Consider the following 14,784-nt stretch of genomic DNA (forward strand, 5'->3'; position numbering starts at 1 on the left):
AATTGCCCCGGTGCGGGACATGGTTGCCACTATGACCCGCCATCTCGTCCACGTGCAGCTTCGTCAAAGATCGGAGAAAGTGATCGATGAGGTTATATCCGCTCGCGCCCGCCTACGATGCCGGCGGCATTTTCGAACTCGCCGTCGAGCCAGGGCGCCGCTTTTCTGTTGCAATCTACCGGCAAGGCATCGGAGAAGCGCTCGAGTTCCACTGCGGAATCCTTGTAGAGGACCGCGGCGCGATGGATTGCGACAGCGTGAGTGGCCAATGGATGCTGACTTCGCCGCGCGGACGAACCCCAACGCGTTGCGACGCTGCATGGCGGTGGCCGAGCTTCCGGTTTCGCTTCGATCGAGCCGATGCGACGTCGGGGGTGTATGTCGCGGTGGCTTACGAGGTGCGCGCCAACGGCGAGCCCGTGCGCCCGCTGGGGCGCAACTGCGCCGCGCATGAGCCTCTATACGGGCTGCCGCCGGACAGCAGAAGTATGGCAATGTTGGTCGCGCGCCCTCCGCGACCATCGGCGTCGGTCGCTTACATCGTGCCTGTCGCGACGTATCAAGCGTACAACTCGATCGGCGGCGGCGGTTTTTATCACGATCCCGTTCGACGTAAGAAACCTGTCACGACCGTGACCCTGCTAAGACCAGGTGGCGGCTTCGGGGCGCAGTTCGGCGAGCCTGCCGACCCCTATGAACCTCGGTCCCCGCGCCAACAGTTCCCACACTGGGACGCGAAGTTCGTGCGCTGGCTGCAGGCGAAGAACATTGCTTGCGACTTCTACTCCGACCTGGATCTCGATGATGGTGACCGCCTTGATCTAACCCAGTATCGCTGCGTGCTTAGCGTGGGTCATCATGAATACTGGAGCAGGCGCATGCGTGACAGGATGGCCGGCTTCATTGCAAACGGCGGACACTACGCGATCTTTAGTGGAAACACCTGCTATCGGCCAATCGAATTTTCGCGCGGCAGCCCTCACGCTCCCGATCTGCGCGTGACTCGCCTCGCGGAAAATTGGCCCGGTCACGACGAAAGCGACCTGATCGGGCTCAGTTATGGTTATGGCGGCGGCTGGTGGGGAGAATGGCGTCTAATGCGTGGTGGCTGGATCCGGCGCGAGCGCCCAGCAACCGGATTCCGGGTCGAGGACGCGAGTCACTGGGCGCTCGCCGGTACGGAGTTGAACAACGGAGACATTTTTGGTGCCGAAGATCGTCTGGTGGGCTACGAAGTAGACGGCTTGCCGCCGAACCCCAATGGTTTCCACGTGCTTGGCATGACAAGCGCGCTGAATGGATGGGACGTCGGCGGACGCGGCGTATTTGGCGTGCTGCAGCGGGCGGCCGAAAAAGGAGTTCAGCCGGGCATCGTCTTCAACGCAGGCACGACAGACTGGGCTCGCGTCCTCATGGATCCGCACGCCGAAAGTCATGCTGTCGTCGACCGTATCACCAGCAACGTCTTCGAACGCTTGCTGGCCAATCCGAGCAATCGCGACAGACAGTCCGTTACAGCACAGGCTTAATGACGATTCTGCCGCGCACCTAAAGTCGCGCGGGGATATCGGGTGCTGGCCTGAAGAAGCCACGTAGCGTCAGTTGGTTTGACATGAGAGCCGACCATGCTTAATCCGACAGATAGAAGAGGAGTGTACGGATTCCTCGGTAAAGCCATAAAGTGGCCTGTTAAAAGGTTTGTCCCGCCTGCGATCAAGGCCAGGATACTGCCGGCCCACAGCGTCTCAATCTCGGACGCGACGTGGAATCAGGCGTACGGCTCGGGCACCTGGGATTATCTGGGAACGACGCAGGAAATTGCCCGCTATAGCGTGATCGCCGGGTATTGCAAGCATCTGAAACCCGCCGCGCGAGTGCTCGACGTTGGATGCGGCGCTGGCGTTCTTGCAAGTTGGCTTTCGGGCGCCTCGATTTCGAGCTATTTCGGCGTTGATCTTTCCGAAGTCGCCATTGAGCAGGCCCGCCAGGCGAATATCGATGGAGCGGAGTTCGCCGTCGCCGATGCCGCTACCTTCGAGCCTTCGCAGGTATTCGACGTCATCGTCTTCAACGAGATGCTTTATTACCTGGAAGAACCGGAGGAACAGATTCGTCGACTCGCGCGCTGTCTCGCGCCCGGTGGGCTATTGATCGTCAGTATCTGGTATCACGACGACGGAATACGGACGTGGAACAGGTTGAAGGCGGCCTTCGACGAACTCGATCGTGTCCGTATCACACACGCGTCGACGCGATTCAAATGGGACGTGGCCGTGCTGAAGTTGCGGTAAATTTTGCACGCATGCATCTGATCAAATGCCGCCCCTGAGCGGCCGCCTCGAGCCATGCAGTTCTGGAAAATCGCAGGCATCGCCCGCGCCCCAAAGGGCGCCCGCACCCTCCGTTGCGGACGTGCCGGCATCCGTCGCGTCTCAGCTCAAAGTCCCAAAGTCACGGCGCGGCGTTTGTTTCTGAGTACGAGAAAGTGAAAATGCTTCGCAAGGAATTGCGCGGCGCAACTGAGGACCCTAGGGTGATGCATTGTGTGCCGAAAGGCTTGTGCGAAACGCCTTTCACGAACTGCCTCGGTGACATCGACCCAGCGAAGCTGGGTTTCGAGGGTTCGCTGCCGATGCGCACACGCGTGGGCTAACCTTCCTGACAGCGCGTGCGATGCGCGGAAACGCGCGTTTGCTTCGAGCATGCCTCGAAGCGCCCGTCGATCCGCTGACTTGTCTGTGGAAAGCGAATCATCACGTCTGCGATAGTGGTAACCCATAGCCGGATAGACGACCATTTCCGCTTCGTGCCTGACCAACATGCGCAACAAAAGATCGAAGTCTTCGGCGGAGCGAACCCGCTCGTCATACCGAAGCTCGGACAGCAGTTCGGTTCTGATCATGGGTTGCAGATAGCCGAGTTGCGGCGCTTTGACAAGCGCAACGGCATCGACGGTCCTCGCGGTCCGCAGGCCAAGCAGCGAATACCCGGTCAGCGAGCCGCTTTCGCTCATGATGAGCAAGTCGTCCGCTACAATGCCCGCGCCGTCCGATTCGGCCCTTGCGAGCATCGACTGAAGGCGTCCGTCCGCAAACACATCATCACTGTCGAGGATCGTGATCCAGCGTCCTCGCGCACATGCCAGCGCACGGTTGCGCGCGACCGAGGGCCCCGCGTTGGAAGAAGATGTGAGGAGAACGATACGTGGGTCGTTAGCAGCAGCGGCGCGGACAATCTCAGTGCTGGCGTCGGTTGACGCATCATCAACAACGATCAGTTCCCAATCCGCGAGGCTCTGCCTCTGAACCGACCTGATCGCCTCTCCGATCCAGTTCTCTCCATTGAAGTTGGCCATCACGACAGTGACAGAAGGTGCCAACGCGGAAATGCTCGTACGATTCGCGGTGGCTGGCTCCTTGTCGTCGAAACCGCTTTGAAGTGCCGCCGATGCGAGATTTTTGCCTTTTAAGCTCATAGTCATGGTTCTGACGCAAGTTTGCAAAGATTGTCGGACAGCGTTCTGCTGAAGTCGGGATAGGCGGAAATAACCCCAAAGCGAGGATGGAGATTTTCCAAATCGACGGGTTGCCTGCGACGATGCCCTCGCAGTCGGACTACCCAAGTAACAGAGGCAAAGCCCCGCTGAGTCGACAGATAATTGGTGGTCTCGGTGCGCGCCCCCACATATAACGATCGAATGGTGCGGGTTTGTCCCTGGATAGGTGTGCGACGTATTCTGCACTGCCGATGGCAATGAACAGGCCGAGGAATCCTGTGAGATCCTGCCAACACCACGGCGGTTTTACACGCAAGTCAGATGAAATCTGACTGTCCTGGCGCGGCCCGAGCATATGCAAAACAGGTCGAAGCCAATTTAACGCAGAAGCCGAGTGAAGCGCCACTTTCCATATGTAAGTAGTGTAAGTGGCAGTTGAAACGCAACAGCGAACGTCGCATTCTGGTTGATTCTGTTGAAAAACCCGCCCAAGAAGCGAGATTTTGGCTATCCTGGAAGACATCGATCGACGGGAGTGCATCGTCATGATGGGTCAACAGGCTAGCGGTCAGGATAGGCTCTTCTATTCATTTAAGCTGGACAGTCATGTCCCGCATGACCACCTTCTGCGTGGGATCGATCATCTGTTCGACGCTGATGACCTGCGCCGTCACCTTGCGCCGTTCTACAGCCACACGGGCCGCCCATCGATCCCTCCGGAGTTAATGGTTCGCATGCTGATCGTTGGATGAGCGCGCACCGCTATCCGCGATCTGCATGTAGAGGCCATCGCCATCCGCGTAATGGCCCGGCGTCACCTCTTTCGCGACCCGCAGAATTCAACCAAAAAACTTCCGGATCTGGTCCATCGAGCAGGCTGGAACCGGTTCAACTGGGGGTTCGATCAACCATATTACTTCCAAGATTCGAGTCTTTAAACCATTTGTCTTCCGTTGTGGCTAACACATTTTCACGCGTAGAAACGCCTCTCCAGCAAACCTGGCACCACGAGCGCCTTCGTTATTCGCTCGAATCCCCGTTTAGTTAGGCGGTAGCCTTCCGCAAGGAGCAGACGAACTTTGCCTCGGCAAGTTCGGGAGCGGTCCGCTTGTCTTGCATGACTAGATCAAGCGGTGCGTGCCGCAGCCTCTCGAACATCAACTCCGGATTTGTCTCTAACAGTCGCCGAATATCGCTGCGATCGCCCCTGACACTCCCGATGAGCCGCAGACCTCTGGCTTATTGTCCTCACGCCGCTGCGGCGGTTCGTAAGCGCCCGGTTATTCCATCTTGAGTTGCGTTGAGAGTCTTGGGAGCATCGTGTCCACTTAAATAGGTGGACACGTGAACACTAATGACGAAGCAGCGGCACCTGGCCGTCGTCGCCGCCGGCGCTAGAGCGTCGAGTTCAAGGCTCAGGTTGTGGCAGCTTGCCAGGGGCCCGGGGTGTCGCTCGCGGCGATCGCGTTGCACCACAAGCTGTACGCCAATCTGCTTCGACGTTGGGTCGAGCAGGCCGAAACGAACGATTGCGTGCTCGTGGCGCGTAGCGACCTGGCAGCCTCGAGAAGAAGAGCAGCGTGAATACTTAAACAGAGTCATCCACGAAGTGGCGTTGACCTCTTACATGCGCGTTTATCGGTCCGTGGATGCCTGCAAGACCACAGTGGCTTCTACCCGCACATCGGTTCGCAATCCAAATTTGATCTTTCGAATCACGATCTCCCAGCCCACGACGTGACGATAGTGGCCTGCGAACGAGGACTCACGTCGGCGCCCGACGCAGCTTCAGTGCGATGTCGAGCTTCTCAATCCAGCCGACGTCGTCGAAGCTCGCTCCGAGCAGCGCTTCAATGCGTTCCATCCTGTAGTTCAGCGTATTTGGATGTATGCCAAGGGCGGCCGCTGACTGGCCGCGCCGCTGCCCCTGCTCGAAATAGGTCTGCAGCGTCGCCACCAGCTCAGGCTCGTTGGCTAGCTGTTCGAGCAGGGAGACGAGGTAGCGCCGCGCGTTCGATGCGAGACGCGCGCTTTCTTCAATGAGGATACTAGAATACATTGCGACCTGCGACTGCCCCTGGCTTTTGGGTGTGAAGTCCAATGCCCGGATCGCTTCGTCGACCGTGGCCGCCCAACCCGACGCGCCTTCGTTCATCAGGCCAACGCCGATACGATGAAGCTCCGGCACCGCAGCCGCCAGCGCACCGGCCCGTTCTGCCGTGAGCCGATCGATACGGTTGATCGAATCGCCTCGCAGGCAGGGTGCCCACAGAATCAGCCTGCCACGATGCCACGCTCGCACCAGATCGCCTGGCGCGGCAGCAAGATGACGCGCTGACGCCAGTACGATGCGGTCGAGTTCCCGTTCACGTTCGTACGACGTATGGTCGGGTAGTTCGATGTCGATGGCGAGCGCCACGCGTGGCGCAGTGGAATCGAGACCCAGCGCCTCCACTGTTTCCCGAAAGCCGTCGTGATCATCCGGTGTATAAAACACAATGTTGTAAAGCTGATGACGCAACGCCTCACGCCAGCGCGCTTGTTGATACTGCTCTTCGAGATAGCTTTGCGCGATGCTCTGCGCCATGTCGTCAAAAAAGTCGAAAAGGTAGGGCGAGATGGCGAACAGCAATTCGTCGACGAGAGTTCCGTCGTCCTCTCCCTGTGCAATGTAAGTGCGCCAGATTTCGCGCGATCCGAGCCGGAAGGCACGCAGCACGGATTGCAGCGGTACGCGCTGGTGAACGCGTCGGCGGCCGAATTCCCGGAAGCGATCCATGTCGTCCGCCGATGGAGGGCGACCCGTCAGAAGCGACTGGAACCACAAACCGGCCGTCAAGTCGATCGACGCTGCGATGTCCTGTCTGACTGATGGCATCAGGTTCTCGTAACCTTCGACGCTCATCAGCGTCTCATACATGCGCTCATTCACGGCCGTCGGGTTCGCTGCAAGCAAAGCCGTGCGTTCACGCAAGCTCGCGCTGATCGTCGGGATGACTATCATGAGTAGACTCTTCCCTGTAGAAGGACCTGCAACTGGCAACAGCACGGATTTCGGCTATTGTGCGAAATTCGCCTCAATCGGCAGTGTGAACCGGAACACCGTGCCATTCGGCTCACGAGGCGTGACCCACAGTCGCCCGCCATGGGCTTCGACAATCGATCGGCTAATGGAGAGTCCCATGCCCATTCCATTGGGTTTGGTGGTGTAGAACGAGCGGAACAGTTGTTCTGCGCTCCCAGGTGGAAGCCCTGAACCGGTGTCCCACACCTCGACTATCACAGCGTCCGAGTCACTCCGCTCAGAGACGATCGTCAACTCGCGCTGTCTGTCACTCACTGCGCTCATCGCCTCCGAAGCATTCATGACAAGATTGACGATCACCTGCTGCATCTTGACCCGGTCGCCGAGCACAGGCGGTAGGTTTGCGGAAAGGCAAGTCTGCAACCGCACGCTGTTTCTCTGCAACTCGGCGTTGATCAGGGCCAACACTTCGACAATGGCCTCGTTGATATCTACCGGGTCCTCGCGCGGCGGCGCCTGCTTGACGAGAGACCGCACGTGGCCAACAACCTCCACTACCCGGTTGCCTTGCTTGAGAATGTGATTCAGCGACTGCCGGGCCTCCTCCAGCTCCGGAGGCTGGGCATCCAGCCAGCGCAATCCGGCCGTAGCATGCATGACGACGGCGGACACGGGCTGCTTGACCTCGTGCGCAATCGAGGCCGCCATTTCGCCGAGCATCAAGACGCGGTTCAGGCGCGCCATATCGGCCTGGGTTTGCTGCAACGCGTCCGCCGCCCGCTCGCGTGAATCGCGCTGTGCCTCTTCGGCCAGTTTTCGCTCCGTCACGTCGATGATCCAGCCCACCATCCGATAGGGCTGGCCGGAATTGTTCCAGAGTGCCTGTCCGCGAGACTGAACCCATCGGTATTCTCCCGACATGGTGCGAATACGATATTCGACGTCGTAGGCGTTCTTGTGCTCCAGATGCGCCGTGAGGCAGGCCGTCACCCGATCGATGTCTTCTGGATGAATTGCCTCCTGATGCACACTCGCTTCATTGGGCAGGTCGTTTTCCCCATAGCCCATGATTGCGTTGAAATGGGGCGAAAAGTACATCGCGCCCGTCTGCGGATTCCAGTCCCACAAGCCCGCCGTCGCGCCCCTCACCGCGAGCTGAAAGCGTTCCTCGCTCGCCCTTAGCTCGACCGCGACGCGGTGGCGTTCGATTGCGTAACGGATCGCACGGCTCAGTTCCGAAGCGCGGATATCCTTCTTGAGGAGATAGTCCTGTGCACCGTGCTGGATGGACAGCAGACCGACCGAATTATCGTCCAGTCCGGTAAGGACCAGCACCGGCATGCCGGGCACCATCTGATGGAATTTCCTGAAGGTGTCGAGCCCCCCTTTTGCGTCCGGCAGCCCCAGGTCGAGGATCACCACGTCGAAATGCGTGGTCCGCGCGCACGCGACGCCCTCCGCCATGGATTCGGTGCGCACCACGTGGTACTTTAACTCCACCACGTCCTCGAGCACCCTGTCGATCAACAGTGCGTCAGTCGCGCTGTCCTCGATCAGGAGGATATGTATTTCATGATCGATGTTCACGATTTAACGGGGGGTAGGTAGCGTCACGACGCGAAGCCAGAAGTCGTTGATGCTGCGCACGACTTGAACGAACTTCTCGAAGTCCACGGGCTTGGTGATGTAGCAGTTGGCGTGCAGGCCATACGACTTCGCCACATCCTCCTCGGCTTTGGACGTGGTTAGCACGACGACCGGAATGTTCATCAACTCCGGATCGGTTTTCAGCTCTTGAAGCACTTCCTGGCCGCTCTTTCGTGGCAGGTTGAGATCCAGGATGATCAGGCCGGGACGGGGTGCGTTTGCATGTTTTCCTTCGCGCTTGAGGAACTCGATTGCCTCCACGCCGTCCTCCGCAATGTGCAGGGGATTGAGCACCTTGTAGTATTCCAGCGCCTCGCGCGTCATCATCACGTCTGTGGGGCTATCCTCCACCATCAGGATATGAAACATCTGCTCGCTATTTTCGGAAAACATCGTAGTTGTCTCCTCTTTTTCGTGTTTGGCTTCAGATTGTGTTCTTGACGCCCAGCGTGAAAAAGAACGTCGCGCCCTCCTCCGGAGCAGACTCGACCCAGATCTGGCCGCCGTGCTGTTCGACGATCCGCTTGCAAAGCGCCAGGCCAATCCCGGTGCCTGGATACTCTGCGCGCGTGTGCAAGCGTTGAAAGACCAGGAAAATCCGTTCGAAGTATTGCGGATCGATACCGATCCCGTTGTCCTTGACCCAGAATAGCCACCCCTCGCCCTGGCGCTTCGCACCCACGTCGATCCGTACAGGGCGTGACTTGTCGCGGAACTTGACGGCGTTGCCGATGAGATTCTGGAACAGAAGCGTAAGGTGCGTCGGAATCGCCATCAGGGTAGGCAACGTTTCCTTCCTCACCTCGGCGCCGCTTTCCTCCATCATGACGCTCAGGCTCTTGAGCGCCTGATCGAGGATCTGCGCGCAGTCAGTCAACTGGCGCGCGTCATCGGAGCGGCCGACCCGCGAATAGGCGAGCAGATCGTTAATGAGCGCCTGCATCCGCGTCGCGCCATCGACCGCGTGTGTAATGAATTCATCGGCACGGTTATCCAGTTGCCCCTGGTATCGCATCTGCAGCATCTGCAAGGGGCCGGCGACTGCTCGCAGGGGTTCCTGCAGGTCGTGCGAAGCCAGATAGGCAAATTGTTCCAGGTCCTTGTTCGAGCGGGCCAATTCGTCGGTTTTTCTAAGCAACTCCTCTTCCGCGTGCTTGCGCGCCGTGATGTCGACCACGGCTGCAAGTACGAATTTCCCTTCGTCGGTCGACAGCGGATTCAGGCCGATCTCGACGGGAAATTCCGAGCCGTCCTTGCGCAGCCCGTAGAGGTCACGGCCGGCTCCCATGGGGCGGCTCGTCAGATTGCTGTAGAACGACGCACGATACTCCGGGTGGTGCGCACGGAAACGCTCCGGCACGAGTGCTTCGATGCTTTGCCCGATCAGCTCGTTGCGCGGATAGCCGAAGAGCTTCTCCGTTTGTGCGTTCACGAGAACGATCCGGCCATCGTGGTCCACCATCACCATTGCGTTAGGCGCCGCTTCCACCACCTGCCGGAAACGTTCCTCCTGCCTCCTGCGCTCAGTGATGTCGACGACGGCCGCGAGGACGAACGTGCCTTCGTCGGTTGAGACAGGATTGAGTCCTATTTCAACGGGAAATTCGGAGCCGTCTTTACGCATTGCGTAGAGGTCGCGGCCTGTCCCCATCGGGCGGCTCCTCATGTCGGTGTAGTATGCGCTCCGGAAATCCGGATGACCAGATCGGAAACGCTCGGGCACAAGCGCTTCGATACCTCTCGTCATCAATTCTTGACGCGCATAACCGAACAGCTTCTCCGCCTGCGCATTCACGAGAACGATCTTGCCGGCACGGTCCACCATCACCATGGCGTTGGGAGCCGCCTCCACGACTTGCCGAAAGAGCTCGTTAGTCAGGCCGCTCAGTTCCTTGCGTTGCTCCATCTGACCTCCTGGCAAGAATTCTCGTTTTCAAGGTTAGAGCGTAAGGCCGGCGGCGCACTGCCCTGGACCGCTACACCAGATCGTCAGGCGGACTTCGCGAGTCGAGGCCTTGCGGGTTCCGTGTCGTTCACGTTTCGCGACAGGGCATGGTTTTTATACTAGCAAACGCGTCGCACGCTGCAAGGATGCTGCCTTCCCGATGTGCCTTACGACTCACTTCCGCTACGCTTCACTGCCGCGACAAGCGGCAAGGCTAGGAGCACGAGTACCCTCAAAAGAGAAGTATCCGGCAGATGCCTGGCACTCCATCACGTGCGCTACATACATCCGTATTATTTCTGTTCCGACATGCACGTACTATTCTTCGCAATGCGCTGCCGATATCTCCGCACACCTTCTTCTCGACGATCGGGGTCCTTCTGGTGGATACGTCTGAGGTAGTTACGATCGTTGACGACGATGAGGCAGTCCGTATCGCGACTGCGAACCTTGTTCGTTCGTTGGGCTGGAACGTACGCATCTTCGCATCTGCCGAGGAATTCCTCGAATCCGGACACGTGGAAGACACCTCCTGCCTGATTTCCGACGTACGAATGCCCGGCATGTCCGGTGTCGCGCTGCACGCCCGGCTTCGTAGCCAGGGGAATGCACCACCCACCATTTTCATCACCGCGTTTCCAACTCCCGACCTGCACGCCGAAGTCATTGAAAATGGCGCACTGGTCTTGCTCGAGAAACCCGTTGCAGCCGACGACGTGGTGCGCTGGCTCAGCCTCGCGTTGAAGGAGCAGCCGCCGCAAGGCAATCGGTAATCGCCCGCTGGCGCACCCGGCCCGCACGATGCCACCGGGACGTCCGCAACAGGGCGACGCGATCAGGAGGCTCCGTCCACTTGCGGCTTGAGGCCAAGTGCTTCCGCCTTTCTGACAAGATCCGGAACGGAGTGCGCAGCCAGTTTTCTCATTGCGTGTCCTCGATGAATCTTGACGGTGACTTCGCTGAGTTTCATCTGCGCGGCAATCTGCTTGTTCATCAGGCCCGAGATGACATAACGGACGACCTCCTGTTCGCGAGTGGTCAACGAAGCAAAGGCAGCGCGCAGCGCGACAAGCGCCTGTTCGGCCTGGACGCGCTCGCCGTCGCGCGCCAGTGCGTCGGTAACGGCATCGAGAATCTCCTGGTCCCGAAACGGCTTGGCGAGAAAATCGAAGGCACCGGCTTTCATGGCTCTGACCGACATCGCAACGTCGGCGTATCCGGTCATGAAAACAATCGGCATCCGGATTTCGCTCCTTGCAAGCTCCTTCTGAAATGCAAGCCCCGTTTCGCCTTGCAGCCTCACATCGAGAATCAGGCAGCTCGGCGCAGCCTTCTTCGGGAACGCCAGAAACTCGCGGCAGGCTGAGAAAGTCTCCACATGCAATCCGGCCGAGCGCAGGAGAGCGTTAAGTGCGATTCGCACCGCTTCATCATCGTCGATTACGTACACCATCGACGGCGGACCATCAGACGCGCCCTTCGTCGAAGTCAAGCCAGATCCTGAACTCAACGGCTTCTCCTAATTTCAGGTCTTTCGTTCGGCCCTCTCGGCCGATTGTTGCCGCCCTATTCTGATTGCGGCCAAATGGGGCGTCGGAGATTGAGAAGCATTTTGAAAGCTTGCGCGGGCGAGTCGAACGACGCCCGACAAATAGCGACGAGTGAAAAATACCGCAGCGGCTGCGTATCGGCAAACGTGCATGTGGTTGCCCGATTAAGGCGTTGGTCCAGGACGACTATATCTTCGTATAGCCAACGCGAGTGGCGCGTATTTACTCGCCCTCAGCGAACGACTTCGCGCTTCCTGACGACCTCCTTCGCACCGCTCCCGCCATTTCCTTTGCGGTGCCAGCATCCAGATGACCCGAGCATACCCCTGTATGAACCGCTCACGCGAATGAAGAACCACGCCACCCGTTCGTACGATGGTTTTTCTCGCCTTGCACGCGTACCTTTGGTGTCATCGACGGAAAGAACTTGAGCTTCCACCATCGCACAGTCGATGACCTCATGATATCCAGCAACTGTTAGGAGTCCACTATGTTAAGTACGCTACATACATGGATTTTTGTGGGCAGCAACGCGTATGTCGAGTACACGTTCGTCCCGTGGCTCAACAAGAGCGTCTATCGCAGAACCATCGATCTCAACATGATCTGTGTTCAGTAGGTCAGCCATGCGCACCATCCACTTTTTGAGCGATCAGGAAATCTTTGACCGCTCCGTCAATCACCTCCTTTCGCAACGCCGCACGGGTATTCTCGCAAACGGAGGCGCTGCGTACCGCGGCCCATGCGGCGGGTGTCCGGTTGGCAGCTTCATACGGCCGTCCGATTACCGATCCACGATCGAGGGCGTTCCGGTACGCTACCTGCCCGGGTCCGGGACCGGCTGGCCCCGTTACATGGACGCCGGCGTTGCCGCATTGTCCAAAGCGCTGTTGAACGCCGGGATCGATATTTACGACAAACGCACTGTCGCACTGCTGGTCTGTCTGCAAAACGTTCACGATATATACGGCGTCTGGGATTGGGCGGACAGGCTGCTATCGATCGCGCGTGAATACGGCCTGAGCAGTGAATGCATCCTTTCGGTGCCGGAGGACTGTCCGACTCCTGATTACAACGCGCGCTCTCCGGCAAAGCATCCACCTCGTACGCGGACAACGCACGCTCGCGATTCCCCACGAAAGCGCTCGACCAACCCGCCCCCTCCCGCTGTGCAAATGTAGCCGCGAGGCGCCCACGATCCGCATGTGGAATCTGACGCCGGCCAGCGGCTTGTATGACGCCCCCGTGACATGTGACGCAGAAGTCGGCGGAGAACGTGATCACCGCCGCCGCAATCGAAGTGAGGCACAAATGCTTTCGATATTTTACTTAGGAATGCAACGTTGTTTTATTTTCATTGACTTCTTGAAGCACATGCTACGGAGGATCACAAAATGAACTGGCTGGTATTAACGCTGCGCAGCCATCCTGAGATAGCGATCTTTATGTCGCTAGGGATCGGATATTGGGTGGGGGGAAAGAGTTATCGGGGTTTCAGTCTCGGCGCCGTCACCTCGACGTTGCTTGCCGCCATCGCCATAGGACAGCTAGGCATTCCCATCTCCGCTAATGTCAAGTCGATATTCTTTTTGATGTTCCTCTTTGCCGTAGGTTACGGCGTCGGACCGCAGTTCGTCAGAGGCATCGCCAAGGATGGCATTCCTCAGGCGCTTTTCTCGGTTGTCCAGTGCGTCCTGTGTCTTGCCGCCCCCATTGCCGCCGCCAAGATCGCTGGTTACGGCGTCGGGTCCGCCGCCGGCCTTCTCGCTGGCTCGCAGACCATTTCGGCGTCGATGGGGCTGGCGACGGACGCCATCGGCCGACTCGGACTGCCCGCCACGCAAACGAAGGCGTTGCTCGATGCCATGCCGACTGCGTATGCCGTCAGCTATATATTCGGCACGGTCGGCTCCGCCATCATCCTCGCCCAACTGGGCCCGAAGCTCCTGCGGATCGATCTCGTCAAGGCTTGCAAGGAATACGAAGCCAGCCTCGGCGGTACACAGCAGATCATCAGCGCGGGTAGCGCGTGGCACCAATACGAACTGCGCGCGTTTCGCATTGCGAGCGAGAGCCCTTTCGTCGGTCTGACCGTCCGCCAGGTCGAAGCCCTGGAGGCCGAGGGCATGCGTCTGTTTATCGAACGTATCCGACGCGGTACCGCAATCGAGGAAGCAAGGCTCGACTACGTCCTGGCAACGGGTGACGTCGTGGCCGTCGCCGGGCGCCGCGACCAGCTCGTGTCCACGCTGGGCACGAACGGAGCCGAGATCGACGACGCCGAACTCCTGGCGGTTCCTGCCGAGGGAGTCGATGTCTATGTCTCCGCAAAGGATGTGGATGGCCAGACACTCCAACAGCTGTCCACGCTTCCCGCGGCGCGCGGCGTCTTCATCCGCAAGATCAAGCGCGGCCCGACCGAGACGCCGATCCCCGTGCTTCCGAGCACGCAGCTTCACCGCGGCGACACGATCACGCTCGTTGGCCGGACTCAGGACACGACTGCAGCAGCCAAGGCGCTGGGCACGCTCGACCGGGCGACCAATGCGGCAGACGTTGCCTTCGTCGGGCTGGCGATCACGATCGGTGCGCTCGTTGGCGCGATCACCATCAATATCGGAGCCGTTCCGCTGACACTCTCCACGGCGGGCGGCGCATTGATCGCCGGCATCGTGTTCGGTTGGCTGCGTGCCATCCACCCGACATTCGGACGCGTGCCCGAGCCGACGATCTGGTTCATGAACTCAGTAGGACTGAATGTCTTCATCGCCGTGGTAGGTATTACGGCGGGACCCGGTTTCGTGCTCGGCCTGAAGCAACTCGGCGTCAGCCTCTTTCTGTGGGGCATCTTCGCGACCGCAGTCCCGCTGATTCTAGGCATGTTCATCGCGAAGTACGTGTTCAGGTTCCATCCGGCAATCGTGCTGGGTTGTTGCGCCGGCGCCCGCACGACAACAGCAGCCTTGGGGATGATTTGCGACGCCGCGAGAAGCCAGGTTCCAGGGCTCGGCTACACCGTCACATATGCGGTCGGCAATACGCTGCTGACGATCTGGGGCATGGTCGTCGTCATGATACTCAAGTAGTACCACAGCCCAGTACGCACTCAATGAAGCGCGCG

Annotated in this window: 11 protein-coding genes and 3 pseudogenes; 8 read left to right on the forward strand and 6 right to left on the reverse strand. The window is 59.1% G+C overall.

The annotated features are described in order from the left end of the window. Positions 1–272 precede the first annotated feature (272 nt). Positions 273–1,529 (forward strand): N,N-dimethylformamidase beta subunit family domain-containing protein, encoded by a 1,257-nt coding sequence (locus tag AB3X96_RS23110; protein ID WP_368591707.1) that lies wholly within the window; start codon positions 273–275, stop codon positions 1,527–1,529. Positions 1,530–1,625: 96 nt separating this feature from the next. After that, positions 1,626–2,291, forward strand: a complete 666-nt coding sequence (locus tag AB3X96_RS23115; protein ID WP_368591549.1) for a trans-aconitate 2-methyltransferase — start codon at positions 1,626–1,628, stop codon at positions 2,289–2,291. 146 nt (positions 2,292–2,437) lie between these two features. On the opposite strand, the gene AB3X96_RS23120 is transcribed toward AB3X96_RS23115, so the two are convergent. Then, entirely contained in the window at positions 2,438–3,475 is a 1,038-nt protein-coding gene (locus AB3X96_RS23120) for a glycosyltransferase family 2 protein (RefSeq protein ID WP_368591550.1), read from the reverse strand. Between the two features lie 566 nt (positions 3,476–4,041). Between AB3X96_RS23120 and AB3X96_RS23125 the strand changes: the two are divergent. Next, positions 4,042–4,245, forward strand: a pseudogene (locus AB3X96_RS23125) (IS5/IS1182 family transposase); the annotation flags it as partial. 661 nt (positions 4,246–4,906) lie between these two features. Beyond that, a pseudogene (locus AB3X96_RS23130) lies at positions 4,907–5,080 on the forward strand (IS66 family insertion sequence element accessory protein TnpB); the annotation flags it as partial. A 181-nt stretch (positions 5,081–5,261) separates the two neighbouring features. On the opposite strand, the gene AB3X96_RS23135 reads toward AB3X96_RS23130, so the two are convergent. From AB3X96_RS23135 to AB3X96_RS23150, 4 genes are all read right to left on the reverse strand, one after another. Continuing rightward, the gene (locus AB3X96_RS23135; RefSeq protein WP_368591551.1) at positions 5,262–6,416 is read right to left on the reverse strand and encodes a PucR family transcriptional regulator; all 1,155 of its coding nucleotides are present in this window, start codon (positions 6,414–6,416) and stop codon (positions 5,262–5,264) included. 138 nt (positions 6,417–6,554) lie between these two features. Further along, positions 6,555–8,108, reverse strand: a complete 1,554-nt coding sequence (locus AB3X96_RS23140) for a PAS domain-containing protein (protein ID WP_368591552.1) — start codon at positions 8,106–8,108, stop codon at positions 6,555–6,557. A 3-nt stretch (positions 8,109–8,111) separates the two neighbouring features. Then, positions 8,112–8,561, reverse strand: coding sequence for a response regulator (locus AB3X96_RS23145; protein ID WP_368591553.1), 450 nt, complete (start codon positions 8,559–8,561; stop codon positions 8,112–8,114). A 31-nt stretch (positions 8,562–8,592) separates the two neighbouring features. Further along, positions 8,593–10,074, reverse strand: coding sequence for a PAS domain S-box protein (locus tag AB3X96_RS23150; protein WP_368591554.1), 1,482 nt, complete (start codon positions 10,072–10,074; stop codon positions 8,593–8,595). Positions 10,075–10,367: 293 nt separating this feature from the next. Between AB3X96_RS23150 and AB3X96_RS23155 the strand changes: the two genes are divergently transcribed. Continuing rightward, positions 10,368–10,886: a response regulator transcription factor gene (locus tag AB3X96_RS23155; protein WP_368591555.1), complete on the forward strand. Its 519-nt coding sequence runs from the start codon at positions 10,368–10,370 to the stop codon at positions 10,884–10,886. A 62-nt stretch (positions 10,887–10,948) separates the two neighbouring features. Here the strand turns inward: AB3X96_RS23155 and AB3X96_RS23160 are convergent, their stop codons facing one another. Beyond that, on the reverse strand, positions 10,949–11,566 hold the full coding sequence (locus tag AB3X96_RS23160) for a response regulator transcription factor (protein WP_368591708.1): 618 nt from the start codon (positions 11,564–11,566) through the stop codon (positions 10,949–10,951). A 587-nt stretch (positions 11,567–12,153) separates the two neighbouring features. On the opposite strand from AB3X96_RS23160, the gene AB3X96_RS23165 reads away from it, so the two are divergent. From AB3X96_RS23165 to aspT, 3 genes and pseudogenes are all read left to right on the forward strand, one after another. Next, positions 12,154–12,282, forward strand: coding sequence for a hypothetical protein (locus tag AB3X96_RS23165; protein ID WP_368591556.1), 129 nt, complete (start codon positions 12,154–12,156; stop codon positions 12,280–12,282). Positions 12,283–12,289: 7 nt separating this feature from the next. Further along, positions 12,290–12,700 (forward strand): annotated as a pseudogene (locus AB3X96_RS23170) (hypothetical protein); the annotation flags it as partial. 357 nt (positions 12,701–13,057) lie between these two features. Continuing rightward, positions 13,058–14,749, forward strand: coding sequence for an aspartate-alanine antiporter (gene aspT / locus AB3X96_RS23175; protein ID WP_368591557.1), 1,692 nt, complete (start codon positions 13,058–13,060; stop codon positions 14,747–14,749). Positions 14,750–14,784: the final 35 nt, after the last annotated feature.

Source organism: Paraburkholderia sp. BR13439, assembly GCF_040948805.1.
Classification (GTDB): domain Bacteria; phylum Pseudomonadota; class Gammaproteobacteria; order Burkholderiales; family Burkholderiaceae; genus Paraburkholderia; species Paraburkholderia youngii.

Coding starts and splice junctions, on each gene's coding strand:
- AB3X96_RS23150 (WP_368591554.1), bottom strand. CDS start 10,074: ATGGAGCAACGCAAGGAACTGAGCGGCCTGACTAACGAGCTCTTTCGG.
- AB3X96_RS23110 (WP_368591707.1), top strand. CDS start 273: ATGCTGACTTCGCCGCGCGGACGAACCCCAACGCGTTGCGACGCTGCA.
- AB3X96_RS23135 (WP_368591551.1), bottom strand. CDS start 6,416: ATGTATGAGACGCTGATGAGCGTCGAAGGTTACGAGAACCTGATGCCA.
- AB3X96_RS23155 (WP_368591555.1), top strand. CDS start 10,368: ATGCCTGGCACTCCATCACGTGCGCTACATACATCCGTATTATTTCTG.
- AB3X96_RS23120 (WP_368591550.1), bottom strand. CDS start 3,475: ATGAGCTTAAAAGGCAAAAATCTCGCATCGGCGGCACTTCAAAGCGGT.
- AB3X96_RS23165 (WP_368591556.1), top strand. CDS start 12,154: ATGTTAAGTACGCTACATACATGGATTTTTGTGGGCAGCAACGCGTAT.
- aspT (WP_368591557.1), top strand. CDS start 13,058: ATGAACTGGCTGGTATTAACGCTGCGCAGCCATCCTGAGATAGCGATC.
- AB3X96_RS23160 (WP_368591708.1), bottom strand. CDS start 11,566: ATGGTGTACGTAATCGACGATGATGAAGCGGTGCGAATCGCACTTAAC.
- AB3X96_RS23145 (WP_368591553.1), bottom strand. CDS start 8,561: ATGTTTTCCGAAAATAGCGAGCAGATGTTTCATATCCTGATGGTGGAG.
- AB3X96_RS23115 (WP_368591549.1), top strand. CDS start 1,626: ATGCTTAATCCGACAGATAGAAGAGGAGTGTACGGATTCCTCGGTAAA.